Raw genomic sequence first — 19378 nt, forward strand, 5'->3', positions numbered from 1 at the left:
TCATATGCTGTTTAACCAGCGTCTGATATCGGCGGGTAAGGCGAGAGTCAATCCCGCCAACAGATAGGTTGAAATCATTCTGCAAAGTAATAACAGGTATCACGATAAATGTGTAGATACCTATGCCTTAGGGGGCAACCGCGCAGGCGCTGGGAAATCACGCTGCAGGGCATGCAATCCGGCACCGGAAATACCGGCCCGTAAGCCATGCGCCGAGGTAGCGGATTATATCGACCCGCGCGCCCAGCCTCAAAACGCCGGAAATACCGGCCCGTAGGCCATGCGCCGGTGTAGCGGACTATATCGACCCGCGCGCCCAGCCTCAAAACGCCGGAAATACCGGCCCGTAGGCCATGCGCCGGTGTAGCGGACTATATCGACCCGCGCGCCCAGCCTCAAAACGCCGGAAATACCGGCTCATAGAGCATGCGGAGACCTTCAAAAAAAACAGCGACCCCGCGCCCTGACCCCACGCGTCGGCAACCCCGGCGCGTTGGGCATGCGGTGGCGTGCCGTGGGAAAGTGTTCGCCCTGCTCATGGGCGGTAAGAAAAGGCGCGCTCGACGGAGAGCGCACCCGGGCACCGGTTTCGTCATTTCGTGCCCCAAACGGGCCGACGAAGGCGTGGGCAGCAGCGTTTGGCCTGCGGCGCAGGCCGGCGCGATGGCATGCCAGGCCTGTCACAGCCTGAATACCTTCACCACAGCGTCGCCGCGCAGATGGCGACAGGGCACAATGCCGGCGGTGGGTTAGACCTTCCTCGCGCATAACGGCGGGTAGACACCGACGCTTGAGGCAGACGACGGGCGCTTATCGCCGAATACCTTGCGTTGGCGCAGACATCAGAACCGTCCTGATTGCGTCGTCTGCCGGGCCGGTCATTTGCCGGCCCGGCGAAAATGTGCCACTTTTTTAACTGTGCCTGATTTGAACAACCTGCCTCATTTTACTTATTTGCCTGGGAGAGCTTTTATGGAGATGTTAAGAAACCTTAACTTCATCCGTCTGATTACCAGTCCCACGTTCTGGCTCAATATCGCCATTGTCGTCATCGCCAGCTTCATTATTTATTGGGTCATTCATAAAATGATCCGTTTGTCCGGCCACCGGGTGAAACAATGGAGCAGCGGTAAGCACAGCATATTGTATCGGGTCGTAGTAGAGATGCTCGACAACACCAAGAGCCTGCTTATCCTCTTTACCGCCTTGCTGCTGAGTATTCATTTCATCGATTTACCCGGCAGTTGGAATAATGCCATCTCCCATGGCTGGTTCCTGGTTCTGGCGCTGCAAATCGCCATGTGGCTCGACAGCGCCGTCCACGTTTGGCTCGGCAACATGAATCGCGAGCCCGGCGCAGCACGTAACCCGGTGACCATGGTTATTCTGGGCTTGATGATGCGGGTGCTGATTTGGGCGGTAATGATGCTGTCCATTTTAGGCAATGTCGGCGTCAATATCACCGCCCTAGTCGCCAGTCTCGGCGTGGGCGGTATCGCCATTGCCCTGGCAATTCAAACGGTATTAAGCGATGTCTTCGCCTCCTTGGCCATCGGCTTCGATAAACCCTTCGTTATCGGCGATTTCGTCGTCTTCAATGATATTGCCGGGACCATTGAGCATATCGGTTTAAAAACCACCCGCATTCGCAGTTTAAGCGGTGAACAGATCGTTTGCGCCAATGCCATTCTACTGCAGCAAACCATCCACAATTACAAACGGATGCAGACCCGACGCATCGTGTTCACCTTTGGTCTAGCCTATTCCACCCCGCCGGAGAAATTACGCCTGGTAGGCGATAGGGTGAAAAAAATTATCGACGCGATCCCTGAGACCCGTTTCGACCGTGCCCATTTTTTGTCCTTCGATAATTTTCGCCTGACCTTTGAAGTCGTCCATATCGTCGCCAGCGCGGATTACAACAAATACATGGACATCCAGCAGGAGATAAATATCCGCCTGATGGAAGAATTGGTGCAGTTGGATATCAAGCTGGCTATCCCCACACAAAATGTGCTATTCAACTAAAGCGAGTTTCCGCCGCTGAAAGTGGTGGGGGAAGAAACGTCGCCGGTGCAGATGACCCAAAACGGCACGGGGTAAGGCTCGCGCAAGTGTCAATCGCCGGCGCCGCCCGTGGGTAGCGCGCCTTGCCGCTCCGGCACCGGCGTCATGCCGGGCCGCTGATTGCGTAATACTCGCTGACCGGCTACACTCCGCGCTCTCATTGTCAAACAGGATAGGTAATGCGATGTCCCCCGCCTGGCAAGCGTTAACGCAGATATATCTTATCGGACTTTTCATCGCAGCGCCCGTCACCTTCCTGCTCAGTCACGACCCTTCGCTGCGCATTCGTCTGTTGACCGCGAAAATTATTGGCCTGACCTGGCCGATGAGCCTGCCGGTAGTGCTGTTATTCGCCTTGTTTTGATATCGACATCCGGCACGCTATGTCAGCATTCGATGTCCCCTCGGCTATTTATCACCTGCCGGCACTGTGCGCTTTCCAAAACCAAGGAAACACCAGCACACCAGCACACCAGCACACCAGCACACCAGCACACCAGCACACCAGCACACCAGCACACCAGCACACCAGCACACCAGCACATCAATGACGCTGCTCTATCAACGTTTTTAACTATTAATTCGTCACCGTGAAGCAAAAAGCCTGTCCCTTGTCTAGAGTTAGTGCTCCACATGCAAGTTTGTAGTTTGCCCATTTTTTCGGGCCTGCGGGCCCGCTTTTTTTGCCACCGTCGCGCAGGGTGTGTACGCCGGTATATTAACGATTCCTTAAAGCTGACAGAGATATTTCCATTAGCAAATAGCCCTGCGCCACGCGCAATCACAGCCGTCAAGCCGTGTCAGCGTGTGGTCCTCGGTGTGTTATCCTGTTCAATAAACCTTATGACGCGCTCTCTCACTTCAGCGATAGCGCCGGCCGCACTACCCTCAAGGATCCTATCCCGGTGCCCTCGATTTATGCCGCCGGCAGTCTGGATCGGGACAGTGTAGGGCTGATTATCCTGACAAACGCGGGTAAGCGACAGGCCAGATTGACGCCGCCGGCGCAGAAAACCGCTAAAATCAACGAGGTGCTGGGAAGGCGAACCTCATGAGGCCCGGCTGGCCGCCCCCCGCCTCGGCCTGATGCGCAAAGACGGGCTGACGTTGTCTGCCGGTGGCGCGCGTTTTGCCGCCGAAATGGTTACGGCCGCGAGCACCGCCGATTTGCGGGCAAGGCTATGCCTGCCTGCGGCCACGGGTGATGCTCGTTGAGGGAAAAACGCCGGGTGCGCCGTGTGACCGCACACATCCGGCATCCGACGCCACGGCTGATTCGCTGTTAAATCGCGGATGGGCGCCTGGCCGGGCTGGCGCCGGCAAAGTGGCGCGACATTACCCGGGACTAACATTTCTACCACCGCCCACGGAGGACAAAAGCCGCTATGTTTAAACCCCATGTTACCGTTGCCTGCGTGGTGCAGGCGGAAAGCCAGTTTTTGGTGGTGGAGGAAACGATTCACGGCCAGCCACGCTGGAACCAGCCGGCCGGCCATCTTGAGGCAAACGAAACCCTTATCGAAGCGGCGCAGCGTGAATTATGGGAGGAAACCGGTGTTCGCGCCCTACCGCAAGCGCTGCTGCGAATACATCAATGGATTGCGCCCGATAACACCCCTTTTTTGCGGTTTTTGTTCGCCATCGATTTGCCGCGCTGCGTGACGGCTATCCCGCAGGATGACGATATCGACCGCTGCCTGTGGCTGCCGGCCGAGTCCATTCTCACCTCCAACCAGCTACGTTCGCCGCTGGTGGCGGAAAGTCTCCGCTGTTATCAGCGCGGCGAGCGCCTGCCGTTGGACCTGCTCCAGGCCTTCAACTGGCCGTTCTGAGCGGGTATTCTTGCCGGTGCGACAATATCCGCGGCGCCGCCGCGCCGATGACCCTAGCCTGTCATCGCCATTGCCCTCACGGCCGAAGGTGGCGGCCCGGGGGTGGATCATGATAAAATTTGCCGCCTGATTTACTGCGCCGCGCAACGCGCGGCGGTTATCCCGTTCGTGAGAATCCCATGTCAGATAATAGTCATAAAAAAGTAATCGTCGGCATGTCCGGCGGTGTCGACTCTTCCGTCTCCGCCTGGTTGCTGCAACAACAAGGTTATCGGGTGGAGGGGCTGTTCATGAAAAACTGGGAGGAGGACGACAACGAGGAGTATTGCACCGCAGCAAGCGATCTGGCCGATGCCCGGGCGGTGTGTGATACCTTGGGGATCACGCTGCATACCGTCAATTTTGCCGCCGAATATTGGGATAACGTTTTCGCGCACTTTCTCGCCGAATACCAGGCGGGCCGCACGCCCAATCCAGATATCCTGTGCAATAAGGAAATCAAATTCAAAGCCTTTCTTGAATTCGCCGCCGATGATCTTGGCGCCGACTTCATCGCCACCGGCCATTATGTGCGTCGCGCCGACGTGGACGGCAAAAGCCGGCTGCTGCGCGGTGTGGATGATAATAAAGATCAAAGCTATTTTCTGTATACGCTGGGCCATGCGCAGCTCGCGCGCTGCCTGTTTCCGCTAGGGGAACTGGCAAAACCGGAAGTGCGCCGCATCGCCGCCGACCTCGGTCTGGCGACCGCCGCCAAAAAAGACTCCACCGGTATTTGTTTTATCGGCGAGCGGAAATTTCGCGATTTCCTCGGCCGCTACCTGCCAGCGCAGCCGGGTGCGATTGTGTCGGTTGACGGCCAGGAAGTGGGTCGCCATCAGGGGCTGATGTACCATACGCTGGGTCAGCGCAAGGGGCTGGGCATCGGCGGCACCCGCGACGGCAGCGAGGATCCCTGGTATGTGGTAGACAAAGATCTCGACCATAACCGGCTGATTGTCGCCCAAGGCCACCAGCATCCGCGGCTGATGTCTACCGGACTTACCGCCGGTCAGCTACACTGGGTCGAGCGGGAACCGCTTAGCCAAGCGCTGCGCTGCACGGTGAAAACCCGTTATCGTCAGCCCGACATCGATTGTCTGGTAACGCCACAGCCGGACGGGCGTTTACAGGTGGTCTTCGACCAGCCGGTCGCCGCCGTGACGCCGGGCCAATCGGCAGTGTTCTATCAGGCGCAACGCTGCCTGGGCGGCGGGATAATCGAAGCGCGCCAGCCCGTAAGTTACTAAGACGCGTTCGCGGCACCAGGAGGCATCCCCCGCGCCGTCGCCCGACGGCACATAGCGCGCTAGCCGCCGCGCGCGAAAGGCCCGCGCCGCGCGTGCTGCTGTGCTTGATCGCGCTTTTATGGCATGATCGCGCAAGCGTTGTGCGCCTGGCGCGCCGTTAACCGGGCGCCTGACGGGTGGACTTAACCTCAGGGATGGATACAGGAGTCATCTTGGCCAAGAACTATTTCGACATTACGCTGGCGCTGGCGGGCGTCTGCCAAAGCGCGCGGCTGGTACAACAGCTCGCGCATCAAAGCCAGTGCGACGAGCAGCCCCTGCGCGTCTCGCTCCAGAGTCTGCTGGACCTGAATCCGCCGTCGGTGCGCGCGGTCTACGGCGATAACCCGACCCATCTGCGGATGGGGTTGGAAACGCTGCAGGGGGTATTGAATGCGTCGTCGCGCGAAGGGCTGGGCGCCGAGCTGACCCGGTATACCTTGGGACTGATGGTGCTTGAACGCAAGCTGAACGGCAATCGCGGCGCCCAGGCGGAGTTAAGCCGCCGCATCGATGCGCTTGACCGTCAGCTCAGCCATTTTGATTTGCTGTCGGACACGCTTATCAGCGCCATGGCCAGCATTTATGTCGACATCATCAGCCCGCTCGGACCGCGCATTCAGGTTACCGGCGCGCCGGCGGTATTGCAAAACACGCAGATTCAGGCCAAAGTGCGCGCCGTGCTGCTGGCAGGCATCCGCTCTGCCGTGCTATGGCAGCAGGTCGGCGGTGGCAGACTTCAGCTGATGTTTGCCCGCAACCGGTTGTTCAAAGAAGCTAAACAGATACTTTCACCTACTTAATCTCCAGGAGTCGCAATCGATGGAATTATCCTCTCTGACCGCCGTTTCGCCCATAGACGGCCGCTACGGCGACAAAGTCAGTCCGCTACGCGCTATTTTCAGTGAGTTCGGTTTGCTGAAATTTCGTGTACAGGTGGAAGTGCGCTGGCTGCAAAAGCTGGCCGCCTGTGACGCTATTAAAGAGGTCCCCTCTTTTGACGACCACGCAAACGGTTTCCTTGACGCCATTGTCGCCGACTTCAGCGTTGAGGACGCCGAGCGCATTAAGACCATTGAACGCACCACCAATCATGATGTAAAAGCGGTGGAATATTTTCTAAAAGAAAAGGTCGCCGCGCAACCGGCGCTGCAGGCGGTGAGCGAGTTCATCCATTTCGCCTGTACCTCCGAGGACATCAATAATCTTTCCCATGCGCTGATGCTCGCCACCGCCCGCGATGCCATTCTGCTGCCGGCCTGGCGCCAGATTATCGACGGCGTAACGGCACTGGCCGAACGCTATCGTGATATTCCCCTGCTTTCGCGCACCCACGGCCAGCCCGCCACACCCTCCACGCTAGGCAAGGAAATGGCCAATGTCGCCTATCGCCTGAGGCGCCAATATCGTCAGTTGGAACAGGTGGAGATACTGGGCAAGATTAACGGCGCGGTCGGCAATTACAATGCCCACATGGTCGCCTATCCCGAAGTGGACTGGCATCGGTTCAGCGAAGAGTTCGTCACCGGGCTCGGTATCGGGTGGAATCCCTATACTACCCAAATCGAGCCGCATGATTATATCGCCGAAGTTTTTGACTGCGTCGCGCGTTTTAATACTATCGTTATCGATTTCGACCGTGACGTTTGGGGTTATATCGCACTTAATCATTTCAAACAGCGCACCGTCGCCGGCGAAATCGGATCGTCGACCATGCCGCATAAAGTGAACCCTATCGACTTCGAGAACTCGGAAGGGAATCTGGGCCTGGCGAATGCGGTCATGCATCACCTGGCGGCGAAATTGCCCGTTTCGCGCTGGCAGCGGGATTTGACCGACTCTACCGTACTGCGCAATTTAGGCGTCGGCATCGGTTATGCGCTTATTGCTTACCAGGCTACGCTAAAAGGAATCAGTAAACTGGAGGTGAACGAAGCCCATTTGCTGGCGGAGCTGGACGGGAATTGGGAAGTGCTGGCTGAACCCATACAGACGGTAATGCGCCGCTACGGCATCGAAAAGCCTTACGAGAAGCTGAAAGAGCTGACGCGTGGCAAGCGCGTCGACGCTGAGGGCATGAAAGCCTTTATCGACAGCCTGCCGCTACCGGAAGCGGAAAAAGTCCGGCTGAAAACGCTGACACCGGCTAATTATATTGGCCGCGCGACGGCAATGGTTGACGACTTAAAATAGGTGGCGAAAAGGGAACCTGCGCCCGACCCTGGTTCCCTCTCTGTTTATGCGGAGTTTAGTCACTCTCTGGGATACTCTTATCCGGTAAGATATTCCTTCCCAGCCGGAAGGATAACCGCTCAACAAGACGGATTGCGCCACCGGATCCGTTAAGGGTGATTTTATTAGGAGCTGCGATGCGAGTTCTGGTAATAGAAGATAATTCTCTTCTTCGTCATCATCTGACGGTACAGATGCGTGAAATGGGGCACCAGGTGGATGCCGCCGCGGACGCCCGGGAGGCGGACTACTTTCTAAATGAGCATCCACCCGATATCGCCATCGTCGATCTGGGCCTGCCCGATGAGGACGGTCTCAATCTTATTCGCCGCTGGCGCAGCCATCAGGTGAAAATTCCCCTGCTGGTGCTCACCGCCCGGGAAGGTTGGCAGGACAAGGTCACGGTGCTGGAAGCCGGCGCTGATGACTATGTCACCAAGCCTTTTCATCTGGAAGAGGTGGTGGCACGCATGCAGGCGTTAATGCGCCGCAACAGCGGTCTGGCGTCGCAGGTAATTGAACTGCCGCCCTTCCTCATTGATCTTTCGCGCCGTGAGCTTATGATTAATGAAGTTAATATCAGGCTCACCGCGTTTGAATATACTATTATTGAGACACTGATACGCAACGCCGGCAAAGTCGTCAGCAAGGATTCGCTGATGCTGCAACTTTATCCCGACGCTGAATTGCGCGAGAGTCACACCATCGACGTGTTAATGGGTCGTCTGCGTAAAAAAATGCAGGCCAATTACCCGCATGAAGTGATCACCACAGTTCGCGGTCAGGGCTACCGTTTTGATGTTAACTAGGCTCTATGACCCTATTTCCGTTACGCCACAAAAAACCGTTTTCCCTGCGCGTCAGATTTTTGCTGGCGGCAGCCTGCGTAGTTCTGGCGCTCTCTCTGTGCTACGGCATGGTGGCCGTCATTGGCTACAGCGTCAGCTTTGATAAAACGTCATTCCGCCTGCTGCGCGGCGAGAGCAATCTTTTTTTCAGTCTGGCACAGTGGAAGGACAATAAGCTGTCAATAGCCGTGCCGCCGAATATCGATATTAACTTCGCCGCCCTGGTGCTGATTTATGATGAAAATGGCCATATCCTTTGGCGCCAGCGCTATGTGCCGGCGCTAGAATCGCGCTTGCAGCAGGACTGGCTGACCAAGACCGGTTATTTTGAGCTCGATACCGATACGCGCACCAGCAGCGCGGTGGTGGGCGATAATCCCAGCGCTCAGGTTCGCCTGAAGGAGTTTGACAGCAGCGATGATAATGCGTTGACCCACTCCGTGGCGGTCAACCGCTATCCGGCTACCGGCCGCCTGCCGCCGTTGACCATTGTGGTAGTGGATACCATTCCCCACGAGCTGCAGCGCACCGACCTGGTGTGGGAATGGTTCAGCTACGTTCTGCTCGCCAATTTGCTGCTGGTAGTGCCGCTGCTGTGGCTGGCGGCGCACTGGAGCCTGCGCCCCATCAAGGATTTAGTGCACCAGGTGCGCGAGCTGGAAGTGGGCGAGCGCGAACGCCTCGACGAGAATCCGCCGCGCGAGCTGGATATCCTGGTGCGCAATCTGAATATTCTGCTGAATAACGAGCGTCAGCGCTACCAGAAGTACCGCTCAACCCTGTCTGATTTAACCCATAGCCTGAAAACGCCGTTGGCGGTGCTGCAGACCACGCTGCGCTCCCTGCGCACCGATCGCGACACCAATATCGAGATGGCAGAACCGATTATGCTGGAGCAAATCAGCCGGATCTCTCAGCAAATTGGCTATTACTTGCATCGCGCCACCGTTCACTCGGAACATAATGTGCTGAGCCGCGAGCTGCATTCCGTACCGCCGCTGCTCGATAGCCTGTGCTCCGCACTCAACAAGGTGTATCAACGTAAAGGGGTTTCCCTGTCGCTGGATATTTCGCCAGAGTTGACGTTTATCGGCGAGAAAAATGACTTTATGGAAGTCATGGGTAATATTTTGGACAACGCCTGCAAGTATTGCCTGGAATTTGTCGAGGTTAGCGCCCGCGAAAGGGAAAGCGCACTGCACGTTATAATCGAAGATGACGGCCCGGGGATCCCTGAGTCCAAGCGCACGCTTATCTTCCAGCGCGGTCAACGGGCCGATACCCTGCGCCCCGGTCAGGGGTTGGGCCTCTCGGTAGCGGCGGAAATCCTCGAGCAGTACGATGGCGACATCGTGATTGGCGAAAGCGCGCTGGGCGGGGCGCTGGTCGAGGTCATCTTCAAGCAACAGGGGACGCAGCCCGAAGACGACTGAACCCGGTCACGGGCGCCCCGTCACGTTTGACGCACCGCAGGTAAAATTTCCCGGCCTGCGGCGGCGCTATCCGTTATAATCTCACTCATTCTCCCCGCGTTGGAACAGGCTATGGATTATCAACTTGAGCTGGACTGGAATGACTTTTTACAACGCTACTGGCAAAAACGCCCGGTCATAATTAAACGCGCTTTTTGCGACTTCGTCGATCCCTTGTCTCCTGACGAACTAGCCGGTCTGGCCATGGAGGCGGAAGTGGATAGCCGCCTGGTCAGCCACGATAACGGCAACTGGCAGGTAAGCCACGGTCCGTTTGCCAGCTATGACCATTTGGGCGATCACAACTGGTCGCTGCTGGTGCAGGCGGTCGACCACTGGCACGAGCCCTCGGCGGCGCTGATGCAGCCGTTCCGCCATTTGCCCGACTGGCGGATAGACGATCTGATGATCTCGTTTTCGGTTCCCGGCGGCGGCGTCGGCCCCCATCTCGATCAGTATGATGTGTTTATTATTCAGGGCCAGGGCCGCCGCCACTGGCGCGTCGGCGATAAAACCCCGCTGAAACAGCATTGTCCCCATCCCGATCTGCTGCAGGTTGAACCTTTTGAGGCGATCATCGACGAACAAATGGAGCCCGGCGATATGCTGTATATCCCGCCCGGCTTCCCCCATGAAGGTTATGCGCTGGAGAACGCGCTGAATTACTCCGTCGGCTTCAGGGCACCGAGCAGCCGCGAGCTGGTCAGCGGTTTTGCCGATTATGTGCTTGCTCAGGAGCTAGGCGGCCAGCGCTACTGCGATCCCACAATTGAGCCGCGCGACGATCCCGCCCACATTTTGCCGGCGGAAGTTGACGCGCTACGCGCCATGATGATGGACCTGATGCAGCAGCCCGATCAATTCAATCAATGGTTCGGCGAGTTTATTTCGCAATCACGCCATGAACTGGATCTGGCGCCGCCGGAGCCGCCCTATCAGGCAGGGGAAATTTACGACTTGCTTAATCAGGGCGAGAGCCTGTATCGCGTCGGCGGACTGCGGGTCTTGCGGGTAGGTGACGACAGCTATGTCAACGGTGAAAAGATTGTTACGCCCCACCGTCAGGCCGCCGCCGCGCTTGCCGCCCGCTATGACGTCAGCCGGGAACAGCTAGGCGACGCGCTGGACGATCCCTCCTTCCTGGCGCTGCTGGCGGGCCTTATTAACAGCGGATACTGGTATTTCAAAAACTGATCCCGCCGGCCCCTTGCCCTTGCATCATGCAGAGGCCCCCGTTTTGCAACGGGGGCTTTTTTTTATGCCGGCATTATACTGCTCAAGACATCTCGGCCTTAACCAAGACCGACCCCTGCCACTTTCACGGTGGCGGCGGTAACGCGGTCTTAGGCGCCAAGGGAGCAGGCCGCCAGCGGTACACTGGGTAAGCCGGGTATGCGCCGCTGCCGACCGCTAAGGCTATGCCTGCCCCGCTTCGGCCAGCCTCCAGATCGGGCTATGCCTGCCCCGCTTCGGCCAGCCACCGGCACGGGCTGTGCCTGCACGGCTTCGGCCAGCCGCCAACTCGGGCTGTATCTGCCCCGCGTCGGCCAGCCGCCGGCACGGGCTATGGCTGCCCTGTTGCCGGCCGTTTACCGGCTCGCGCCGGCAAGCGCTAGCCGTCCGCCGGTGCGGGTTTGGTATGCGCGCCTTTGGCCCGCAGTGCGGTTAGCGTGGCGAGGCGCGTTATCACCTGCACCGCTTTCTCCATCACGTCATGGGAGGCGAATTCGTGTTTGCCGTGGTAATTATACCCGCCGGTAAACACATTCGGGCACGGCAGCCCACGCCAGGAAAGCTGGGCGCCATCGGTACCGCCGCGGATGTGCTTGATGACCGGCTCAACGCCGCATTCCAGCATCGCCTGCCGCGCCAGTTCAATGATATGGGGATGATTGGCAACATGCTCATGCATATTGTAATAGCTGTCCTCAATCGTCAGCTCAATATAACAATCTGGATGCAGCCCCTTCCCCAGCGTCTCAGCGCTGGTAATCATGAACTGCTTACGCTCTTCAAACCGCTGGCGGTCGAAATCACGCACGATATAGTGCATTTCCGCCTTGTCCACGCTGCCTTTCATGGTATTGAGGTGATAAAACCCCTCGTAGCCGGCGGTCGTCTCTGGACTTTCGGCGGCGGGCATCATCTGATGATAGCGGGTGGCCAGCGACAGCGCGTTAACCATCACCCCCTTGGCGGTGCCCGGATGCACGTTATTGCCGACGATTTTCACCGTTACCGAGGCGGCGTTGAAATTTTCGTACTCCAGCTCACCCAGACCGCTGCCGTCCAGGGTGTAGGCCCACTCGGCGCCGAAACGCGCAATATCGAAAAACTGCGTCCCTTTCCCCACCTCCTCGTCGGGGGTAAACGCGATGCGAATCAGACCGTGGGGTGTATTCTGCTCTTTGAGTCGTACTATCGCGGTGACAATCTCCGCCAGCCCGGCTTTATCATCGGCACCGAGCAACGTCTTGCCATCTGTCGTGATAAGCGTATGGCCTATCAGTTGGTGCAGCACCGGAAACATCACCGGCGAGAGGACCTCGTCGCCGTTACCGAGGGCGATATCGCCACCGCGATACTGCTCCACGATTTGCGGATTGACGTTTTTACCGGTGAAATCCGGCGCGGTATCCATATGGGCGATAAAACCGATGACCGGCACCGGCCAGGACACATTCGACGGCAACGTCGCCATCAGGCAGCCATGATCGCTCAGGGTAATATCCGTCAGCCCCAGCGCGGTCAGTTCTTCCTGCAGCGCATGGGCCAGTTTCCATTGGCCATCGGTGCTGGGCACATGTTTCACGCCGGGCTTCGACTGGGTATCAAAAGATACGTAATGTAAAAATCGATCAAGTAGTTTATTCATTGTTTCCGCCTGTCTCTTCGCCACGGCCCATTATGACCAGCGACGCGCTGGAAAATATTGTGTCAGGTCAGTTTTATGCCTGAAGAGAGCAAAACCAACGGCTCAGCCGCGCTGGGCGATAAAGCCGTCGATAAACTCGCGGGTCCACTGCGGCACGCACCGGCTGGCCGGGCCATAGTATTTTTCCTCGAACTGGCTTTCCACCTGGCTCGGCGCCAGATTCAGCTCGATGGTGCGGGCGCCGCAAAGGCGAGCCTCATGGACGAAGCCGGCGGCTGGGTAGACGTGACCCGAGGTGCCAATCGCCAGAAAATAGTCGGCGCGGGCCAGCGCATGATAAATGTCGTCCATCCCGAGCGGCATTTCGCCAAACCACACCACATGGGGACGCAGCACGGCGGGAAACTGGCAGCAATGACAACGGTCGGCCTCCGTCACGTCGTCGACCCAGTCAAGGATCTGGCCGCTTTGGCTGCAGCGGACCTTCAGCAACTCCCCGTGCATATGGATAATGCGGCGGTTACCGGCGCGTTCGTGCAGGTTATCGATGTTTTGGGTAATCAGCAGAAAATTATCGCCCAGCATTTGCTCCAGTTCAGCCAGCGCCAGATGGGCGGCATTCGGCGCGATCGCCGGTTGCTGCAGCTGACGGCGGCGGGCGTTATAAAACGCCTGCACCAGCGCGGGATCGCGGGCAAAGCCTTCGGGGGTGGCAACATCCTCCACCCGCTGCTCCTCCCATAGCCCGTCTTCGGCGCGGAAAGTGCGAATGCCTGACTCGGCGGAGATACCCGCCCCTGTCAGTACCACTACAAACGGTTTTTTCATCTTGGTCACCGCGAGTGAGTCCCGGTGAAATATACGGGCGCTCAGGCGCTGTTGCTTTAACCTTTTACTTTTGCGAAACCGGATTAACCGGCGGTGAATACGCATGCGCGCTGTTCCTTATGGGCCTTATTGACCGCTCAATACCCGGGCCGGATCGATGCGGCTTGCGCGCCGCGCCGGATACCAGCTCGCCAGCAGACTCAGCAGCAGCGCCGTCGCCAACACGCTGGTCACATCCACCCAGTGCAACTCGGTGGGCAGAAAATCGATAAAATAGATATCGCCGGACAATAACCGGTGACCCAGCACCCGCTCCAGCCCTTTCACCAGCGTGGTCAAATTCAGCGCCATCAGCACGCCGACCGCCGCGCCAATCACGCTGCCGGTCAAGCCCGCCAGCAGGCCATACCAAATAAAAATAGCACGGGTTAGGCCGTCTTTGGCCCCCAAGGTGCGTAAAATCGCGATATCGGCGCTTTTATCCTTCACCGCCATCACCAGGGTAGAGACGATATTGAAACAGGCGACGCCTATCACCAACACCATCGCCAGGTACATAATGGCGCGGATCATTTGAATATCGCGGTACATATAGCCATAGGTGCCGATCCAACTGCGAATTTTGACATAGGCATTGGTGATTTCGCCGGCATCGCGCACCAGTTTGTTGGCGTTAAAAACGTCGCTGACTTTGATGGCGATACCGCCCACATCCTCGCCCCGCTGCAAATAGCGCTGGGCGTCCGCCAGCGGCACCATCGCGAAACTGTGATCCAGCTGGCCGTTCAGCGTCAGGATGCCGCTGACCTGTAAACGGATACGTTTTGGCTGCAGCAGCTTCATCTGCGGGTCGCTGTTGGGGATCATCACCGTCAGCCAGTCGCCGGGCTTGACCTTCAGCGTATCGGCAACCCCTTTCCCGACGATGATTTGCTGCTGACCGGCCTGAAAATGCGACCAGGCATTATCCTGAACATAGCGCGGCAGCGCGCTTAGCCGCATTTCCAGCGCCGGGTCGACGCCTTTGACCTGTATTGCCTGTAACTTATCGTCACGTTCGACCAGGCCGGTGAAATTCAGATAAGGCGCGGCGGCGAGGATACCCGGCACCTTTTCAATGCGTTTTAACACCCCTTGCCAATCGGCAAACGGCGGATCCACCGGCTCGATTTCCCCGTGCGGCACGACCGCCAATATCCGGTTATTCAGCTCGCGCTCGAAGCCGTTCATGGCGCTGAGGCCGATAATCAGGACCGCCACGCCGAGGGCAATGCCAATGGTGGAGATAACCGAGATTAACGAGACCATCCCTCCCCGCCGCCGCCCGCGGCTGAAGCGAAGCGCGATCTGTAACGACAGCGGCATTTTCATTGCGCGGCTCCCAGCAGCGCGCCGTCGCGCATTTCCAACTGCCGATGCAGGCGTTTCGCCAGTTGGAGGTCATGGGTGACGACCAGAAAAGCGGTGCCTTGGCGCATATTCAGCTCGCCCAGCAGTTCAAAAATACTGTCGGCATTGCGCTGGTCCAGATTGCCTGTCGGCTCGTCGGCCAGCACCAGCGCCGGATGATTCACCAGCGCGCGGGCGATCGCCACCCGCTGCCGCTCGCCGCCTGACAATTCCGCCGGACGATGGTGGCCGCGTTTCTCAAGGCCCACCGCCGCCAGCATTTCCCGCGCCGTTTCTTGTGCCTGTGCCGGACGGGCACCGCCAATCAGCAGCGGCATCGCCACATTTTCCAGCGCGGTGAAGTCCGGCAGCAAATGATGGAACTGGTAGATAAACCCTAAACGCCGGTTGCGCACCATCGCGCGCGCTGCGGAAGAAAGCTGATTCAGCGGCTGTCCTTCAAAGACCACCTCGCCGCTGGTCGGTTCGTCCAGCCCACCCAGCAGGTGCAGCAAGGTACTTTTACCGGAACCGGAACTGCCGACAATCGCCATCATTTCGCCGCGCTCCAGCGTGAAACTGACGTTACGCAACACGTCGGTGTAAAGCTTACCTTCCTGATAACGTTTGCTGAGTTGGGAACAGTGTAACAAAGGAGCATCATTCATAGCGTAAAGCCTCAGCGGGATGAACGGCGGCAGCGCGCCAGGAAGGATAAATCGTCGAAAGCAGCGCCACGACCATGGCCGATAGCGCGATAATCGTCACCTGCAGCGGGTCGATGGCCACCGGCAGCGCGGCGCCGTCAAGCAGCGCGCCGAGTACCGGCATCAGGCGGTTCAGCTGGCTGGCCAGTAAAACCCCCAGCCCGGTCCCCAACAACGCGCCGACAATACCGGCGCTGGCCCCCTGGGCGATAAACACCAACATCACCTGCCGGCGGGTCAGCCCCTGGGTTTGTAAAATCGCCACCTCGGCCTGTTTTTCCATCACCAGCAGTCCGAGCGAGGTAATAATATTAAACGCCGCCACCGCGACGATAAGGCTAAGTAGCAGGCCCATCATATTTTTTTCCATCCGCACGGCCTGGAACAGCTCGCCCTTGCGTTCGCGCCAGTCGTGCCACACCAGCCCGTCCGGCAGCGGCCGGGCGCTGAGTTCATCTACCGCCAGCGGCTGCTGCAGCCACAAACGCCAGCCGGTGACATAGCCTGCCGGATACCGCATCAGGCGCGACGCATCCTGCTGATTGACCAGCAATTGATAACCATCGACCTCGCTGTTGGCGGCGAAGGTGCCGACCACGGAGAAGAGCCGCTGGCTGGGGATCCGGCCCATCGGCGTGAATTGGCTAGCGCCGGGCACCATCAGCCGCACTGTGTCGCCGCGTTTGACGCCGAGCGACGCGGCCAGCTCATCGCCCAAAATCACCCGGTATTGGCCGGGTACAAGGTCATCCTGGCGGGCATCCACCAGATAATGCGACAAGGGTTCGGCATCGGTCGGGTTCACGCCGAGCATAACGCCGACCGCCACGCTGCGCGCGCTTTGCAGCACCACATCGCCGGTGGTCAGCGGCGCCACGCGCGTCACACCCGCAAGCGCGTCTGGCACCGAGGCCGGAATACGTTTAGGATCAAGGCGCCCCTCGGGACCGGTTAACAACGCTTGAGGCATCAACCCGAGAATATTACTCTCCAGCTCACGCTCGAAACCGTTCATTACTGATAGTACGGTCACCAACGCCATGACGCCAAGCGTGATGCCGATGGTGGAGAGCCAGGAGACAAAACGGCCGAAGCGGTCTGCTGCCCGCCCGCGCATATAGCGCAGGCCAATATATAATACGACAGGTTGATACATTGATTTCCGTCTGGATGCGGTTGCGAAAGCAAAGTGATCAAGGATAATAAAGGGTCGTATGGCATTATGGAACCATTAAGCGCCGTCATGGCCGGCTTTTATTCCTGAAAGCGCGCATATTTTAGCCATCGTCCCCGCCGCTGCGGCATTCCACCGCAGGCTGTGCTGCGATGGCCCCGTGATGTGAGAAAAGAGATTTATCATTAGCTATGTCAGAACGCGATTGTTATACCTTACCTACCCAAGCCGGCAAGAAACTGATCCTGGGTCAGCTTACCGGCGCCGTTGAGTGCGCCGCCATCGTCGACCGCTATGCGGGACCGGTGCTGCTCATCACCACCGACATGCAAAGCGCGCTGCGCCTGCACGATGAGATCGCGCAGTTCACCCGTCACCCGGTATTGACCCTGCCGGACTGGGAGACCCTGCCTTACGACAGCTTTTCTCCCCATCAGGAAATTATTTCCGACAGGATTGCCACACTCTACAGGCTGCCTGCGCTTGCGCGCGGCGTCATTATCCTGCCGGTGAATACCCTGATGCAGCGCGTGTGTCCGCACAGCTTTTTGCATCGCCACACGCTGCTGATGACCAAAGGCCAGCGTCTGTCCCGTGACAGGTTGCGCGCGCAGTTGGAGCAGGCGGGTTATCGCAGCGTCGATCAGGTGCTGGAGCACGGTGAATTCGCCACCCGCGGCGCGCTGCTGGATCTTTACCCCATGGGCAGCGAAGAGCCTTACCGCATCGATTTTTTTGATGATGAAATCGACAGCCTGCGCATTTTTGATGTCGATACCCAGCGCACGCTGCAGGAAGTGACCTCCATCAATCTGCTACCGGCGCACGAATTCCCCACCGACAAAGCCGCCATTGAGCTGTTTCGCAGCCAGTGGCGCGAGCAGTTCGATGTGCGGCGCGACGCCGAGCACATTTACCAACAGGTGAGTAAAGGGACGTTGCCGGCCGGTATCGAATATTGGCAGCCGCTGTTTTTCAGCGAACCGCTGGTGCCGCTGTTCAGCTATCTGCCGGCGAATACGCTGGTGGTCAACACCGGCGATCTTGAAGCCGGCGCCGGCCGCTTTTGGGACGACGCCTGCGCGCGGTTCGACAATCGCCGCGTGGATCCCATGCGCCCGCTGCTGCCGCCCGAAACGCTATGGCTGCGGGTGGACAATCTGTTTGCCGAACTCAAATGCTGGCCGCGGGTGCAACTCAGTACACAAACGCTGCCGGAGAAAGCCGGTCATTACAATATGGATTACCGGCCGCTGCCGGATTTGGCGGTGAAAGCGCAGAGCAAAGCCCCCATGGACAAGCTGCGTCGGTTTTGCGAGCAGTTTGACGGCCCGGTGATTTTCTCGGTGGAAAGCGAGGGGCGGCGGGAAACCCTGAGCGAGTTGCTGGCGCGGGTGAAAATTCTGCCGACGCTGATAAACCGGCTGGAGGACGCCGCCGCACCGGGCGCTTATCTCCTCATCGGCGCCAGCGAGCGCGGCTTTATCGATGCCCCGCGCGCACGGGCGCTGATATGCGAAGGCGATCTGCTGGGAGAACGGGTCAGCCGCCGCCGGCAAGATAATCGTCGCACCATTAACGCCGATACCTTAATCCGCAACCTGGCCGAGCTGCATGAAGGCCAGCCGGTAGTTCATCTGGAACACGGCGTCGGCCGCTACGCCGGCATGACCACGCTGGAGGCGGGCGGGATTAAGGCCGAGTACCTCATCCTCACCTATGCCGGCAACGACAAGTTGTACGTACCGGTGTCCTCGCTGCACCTTATCAGCCGCTACGCCGGCGGCGCTGATGAAAACGCGCCGCTGCACAAGCTCGGCGGCGACGCCTGGACGCGGGCGCGGCAAAAAGCGGCCGAGCGGGTGCGGGACGTGGCGGCGGAGCTTCTGGATATTTATGCCCAGCGCGCGGCGAAAAGCGGCTTTGCCTTCCGCCACAACCGGGAAAATTACCAGCTGTTTTGCGAGGGTTTTCCCTTTGAGCCCACCGTCGATCAGAGCCAGGCAATTAATGCGGTGCTGAGCGACATGTGCCAGCCGCTGGCCATGGACCGCCTGGTCTGCGGCGATGTCGGCTTCGGCAAAACGGAAGTGGCGATGCGCGCCGCTTTTCTGGCAATTGAAAACCACAAACAGGTGGCCGTGCTGGTGCCGACCACCTTGCTGGCGCAACAGCATTTCGACAATTTCCGCGATAGGTTCGCCAACTGGCCGGTGCGTATTGAGATGATTTCCCGTTTCCGCAGCGCCCGGGATCAGGCACAGGTGCTGGAGCAGACCGCCGAGGGCAAAGTGGATATTCTCATCGGTACCCACAAGCTCCTGCAAAGCGATGTCAAATGGCACGATTTGGGTTTGCTTATCGTCGACGAAGAGCACCGTTTCGGCGTGCGCCACAAGGAGCGCATCAAAGCGATGCGCGCCGATGTCGATATCCTGACCCTGACCGCCACCCCTATCCCACGCACGTTGAATATGGCGATGAGCGGCATGCGCGATTTGAATCACCCCGGATAAATTAGAGTCTATACTTTAAAAGTGGAGGTCTCTATGACAACGACCAAACGTTACTCTCCGGAAGTCCGTGAACGGGCAGTTAATCTAGTGCTGGAAACTCAGCATGAGCA

The 19378-nt window shown here is 58.4% G+C and carries 15 protein-coding genes and 1 pseudogene; 11 read left to right on the forward strand and 5 right to left on the reverse strand.

Annotated elements, in window-relative coordinates:
- Positions 1 to 972: 972 nt before the first annotated feature.
- From CINSTRO3249_RS03030 to CINSTRO3249_RS03070, 10 genes are all read left to right on the forward strand, one after another.
- Complete coding sequence (locus CINSTRO3249_RS03030) at positions 973 to 2028, forward strand: mechanosensitive ion channel family protein (protein WP_074012126.1); 1056 nt, start codon at positions 973 to 975, stop codon at positions 2026 to 2028.
- A gap of 223 nt (positions 2029 to 2251) precedes the next feature.
- Positions 2252 to 2431 (forward strand): GhoT/OrtT family toxin, encoded by a 180-nt coding sequence (locus CINSTRO3249_RS03035; RefSeq protein ID WP_074012127.1) that lies wholly within the window; start codon positions 2252 to 2254, stop codon positions 2429 to 2431.
- 541 nt (positions 2432 to 2972) lie between these two features.
- Positions 2973 to 3122, forward strand: coding sequence for a hypothetical protein (locus CINSTRO3249_RS17085; protein WP_174249720.1), 150 nt, complete (start codon positions 2973 to 2975; stop codon positions 3120 to 3122).
- A gap of 330 nt (positions 3123 to 3452) precedes the next feature.
- Complete coding sequence (locus CINSTRO3249_RS03040; RefSeq protein WP_074012128.1) at positions 3453 to 3899, forward strand: NUDIX domain-containing protein; 447 nt, start codon at positions 3453 to 3455, stop codon at positions 3897 to 3899.
- 179 nt (positions 3900 to 4078) lie between these two features.
- Entirely contained in the window at positions 4079 to 5188 is a 1110-nt protein-coding gene (gene mnmA, locus CINSTRO3249_RS03045) for a tRNA 2-thiouridine(34) synthase MnmA (RefSeq protein WP_074012137.1), read from the forward strand.
- A 212-nt stretch (positions 5189 to 5400) separates the two neighbouring features.
- Positions 5401 to 6030 carry a high frequency lysogenization protein HflD gene (hflD, locus tag CINSTRO3249_RS03050; protein ID WP_074012129.1) on the forward strand — a complete coding sequence of 210 codons (630 nt, stop codon included), beginning with the start codon at positions 5401 to 5403 and terminating at the stop codon, positions 6028 to 6030.
- A gap of 19 nt (positions 6031 to 6049) precedes the next feature.
- Complete coding sequence (gene purB / locus CINSTRO3249_RS03055) at positions 6050 to 7420, forward strand: adenylosuccinate lyase (protein WP_074012130.1); 1371 nt, start codon at positions 6050 to 6052, stop codon at positions 7418 to 7420.
- A 176-nt stretch (positions 7421 to 7596) separates the two neighbouring features.
- Positions 7597 to 8268, forward strand: a complete 672-nt coding sequence (gene phoP, locus CINSTRO3249_RS03060) for a two-component system response regulator PhoP (RefSeq protein WP_025422642.1) — start codon at positions 7597 to 7599, stop codon at positions 8266 to 8268.
- Positions 8269 to 8273: 5 nt separating this feature from the next.
- The gene (gene phoQ / locus CINSTRO3249_RS03065) at positions 8274 to 9740 is read left to right on the forward strand and encodes a two-component system sensor histidine kinase PhoQ (RefSeq protein ID WP_074012131.1); all 1467 of its coding nucleotides are present in this window, start codon (positions 8274 to 8276) and stop codon (positions 9738 to 9740) included.
- Between the two features lie 111 nt (positions 9741 to 9851).
- Entirely contained in the window at positions 9852 to 10973 is a 1122-nt protein-coding gene (locus tag CINSTRO3249_RS03070) for a ribosomal protein uL16 3-hydroxylase (RefSeq protein WP_074012138.1), read from the forward strand.
- 418 nt (positions 10974 to 11391) lie between these two features.
- Here CINSTRO3249_RS03070 and pepT read toward each other — a convergent pair whose 3' ends face one another.
- The 5 genes from pepT to lolC form a co-directional block, all read right to left on the reverse strand.
- Positions 11392 to 12654 (reverse strand): peptidase T, encoded by a 1263-nt coding sequence (gene pepT, locus CINSTRO3249_RS03075; protein WP_074012132.1) that lies wholly within the window; start codon positions 12652 to 12654, stop codon positions 11392 to 11394.
- Positions 12655 to 12756: 102 nt separating this feature from the next.
- On the reverse strand, positions 12757 to 13587 hold the full coding sequence (gene cobB / locus CINSTRO3249_RS03080) for a Sir2 family NAD+-dependent deacetylase (protein WP_074012133.1): 831 nt from the start codon (positions 13585 to 13587) through the stop codon (positions 12757 to 12759).
- A 21-nt stretch (positions 13588 to 13608) separates the two neighbouring features.
- Complete coding sequence (lolE, locus tag CINSTRO3249_RS03085; RefSeq protein ID WP_174249721.1) at positions 13609 to 14847, reverse strand: lipoprotein-releasing ABC transporter permease subunit LolE; 1239 nt, start codon at positions 14845 to 14847, stop codon at positions 13609 to 13611.
- 2 nt (positions 14848 to 14849) lie between these two features.
- Entirely contained in the window at positions 14850 to 15539 is a 690-nt protein-coding gene (gene lolD, locus CINSTRO3249_RS03090) for a lipoprotein-releasing ABC transporter ATP-binding protein LolD (RefSeq protein ID WP_074012135.1), read from the reverse strand.
- A complete protein-coding gene (gene lolC, locus CINSTRO3249_RS03095) occupies positions 15532 to 16734 on the reverse strand; it encodes a lipoprotein-releasing ABC transporter permease subunit LolC (protein ID WP_074012136.1) in 1203 nt (400 codons plus the stop codon). The genes lolD and lolC overlap by 8 nt, the downstream gene beginning before the upstream one ends.
- A 209-nt stretch (positions 16735 to 16943) precedes the next feature.
- On the opposite strand from lolC, the pseudogene mfd reads away from it, so the two are divergent.
- Positions 16944 to 19256 (forward strand): annotated as a pseudogene (gene mfd / locus CINSTRO3249_RS03100) (transcription-repair coupling factor); the annotation flags it as partial.
- Positions 19257 to 19378 lie beyond the last annotated feature (122 nt).

The organism is Candidatus Sodalis sp. SoCistrobi, from assembly GCF_900143145.1.
Taxonomy (GTDB): domain Bacteria; phylum Pseudomonadota; class Gammaproteobacteria; order Enterobacterales; family Enterobacteriaceae; genus SoCistrobi.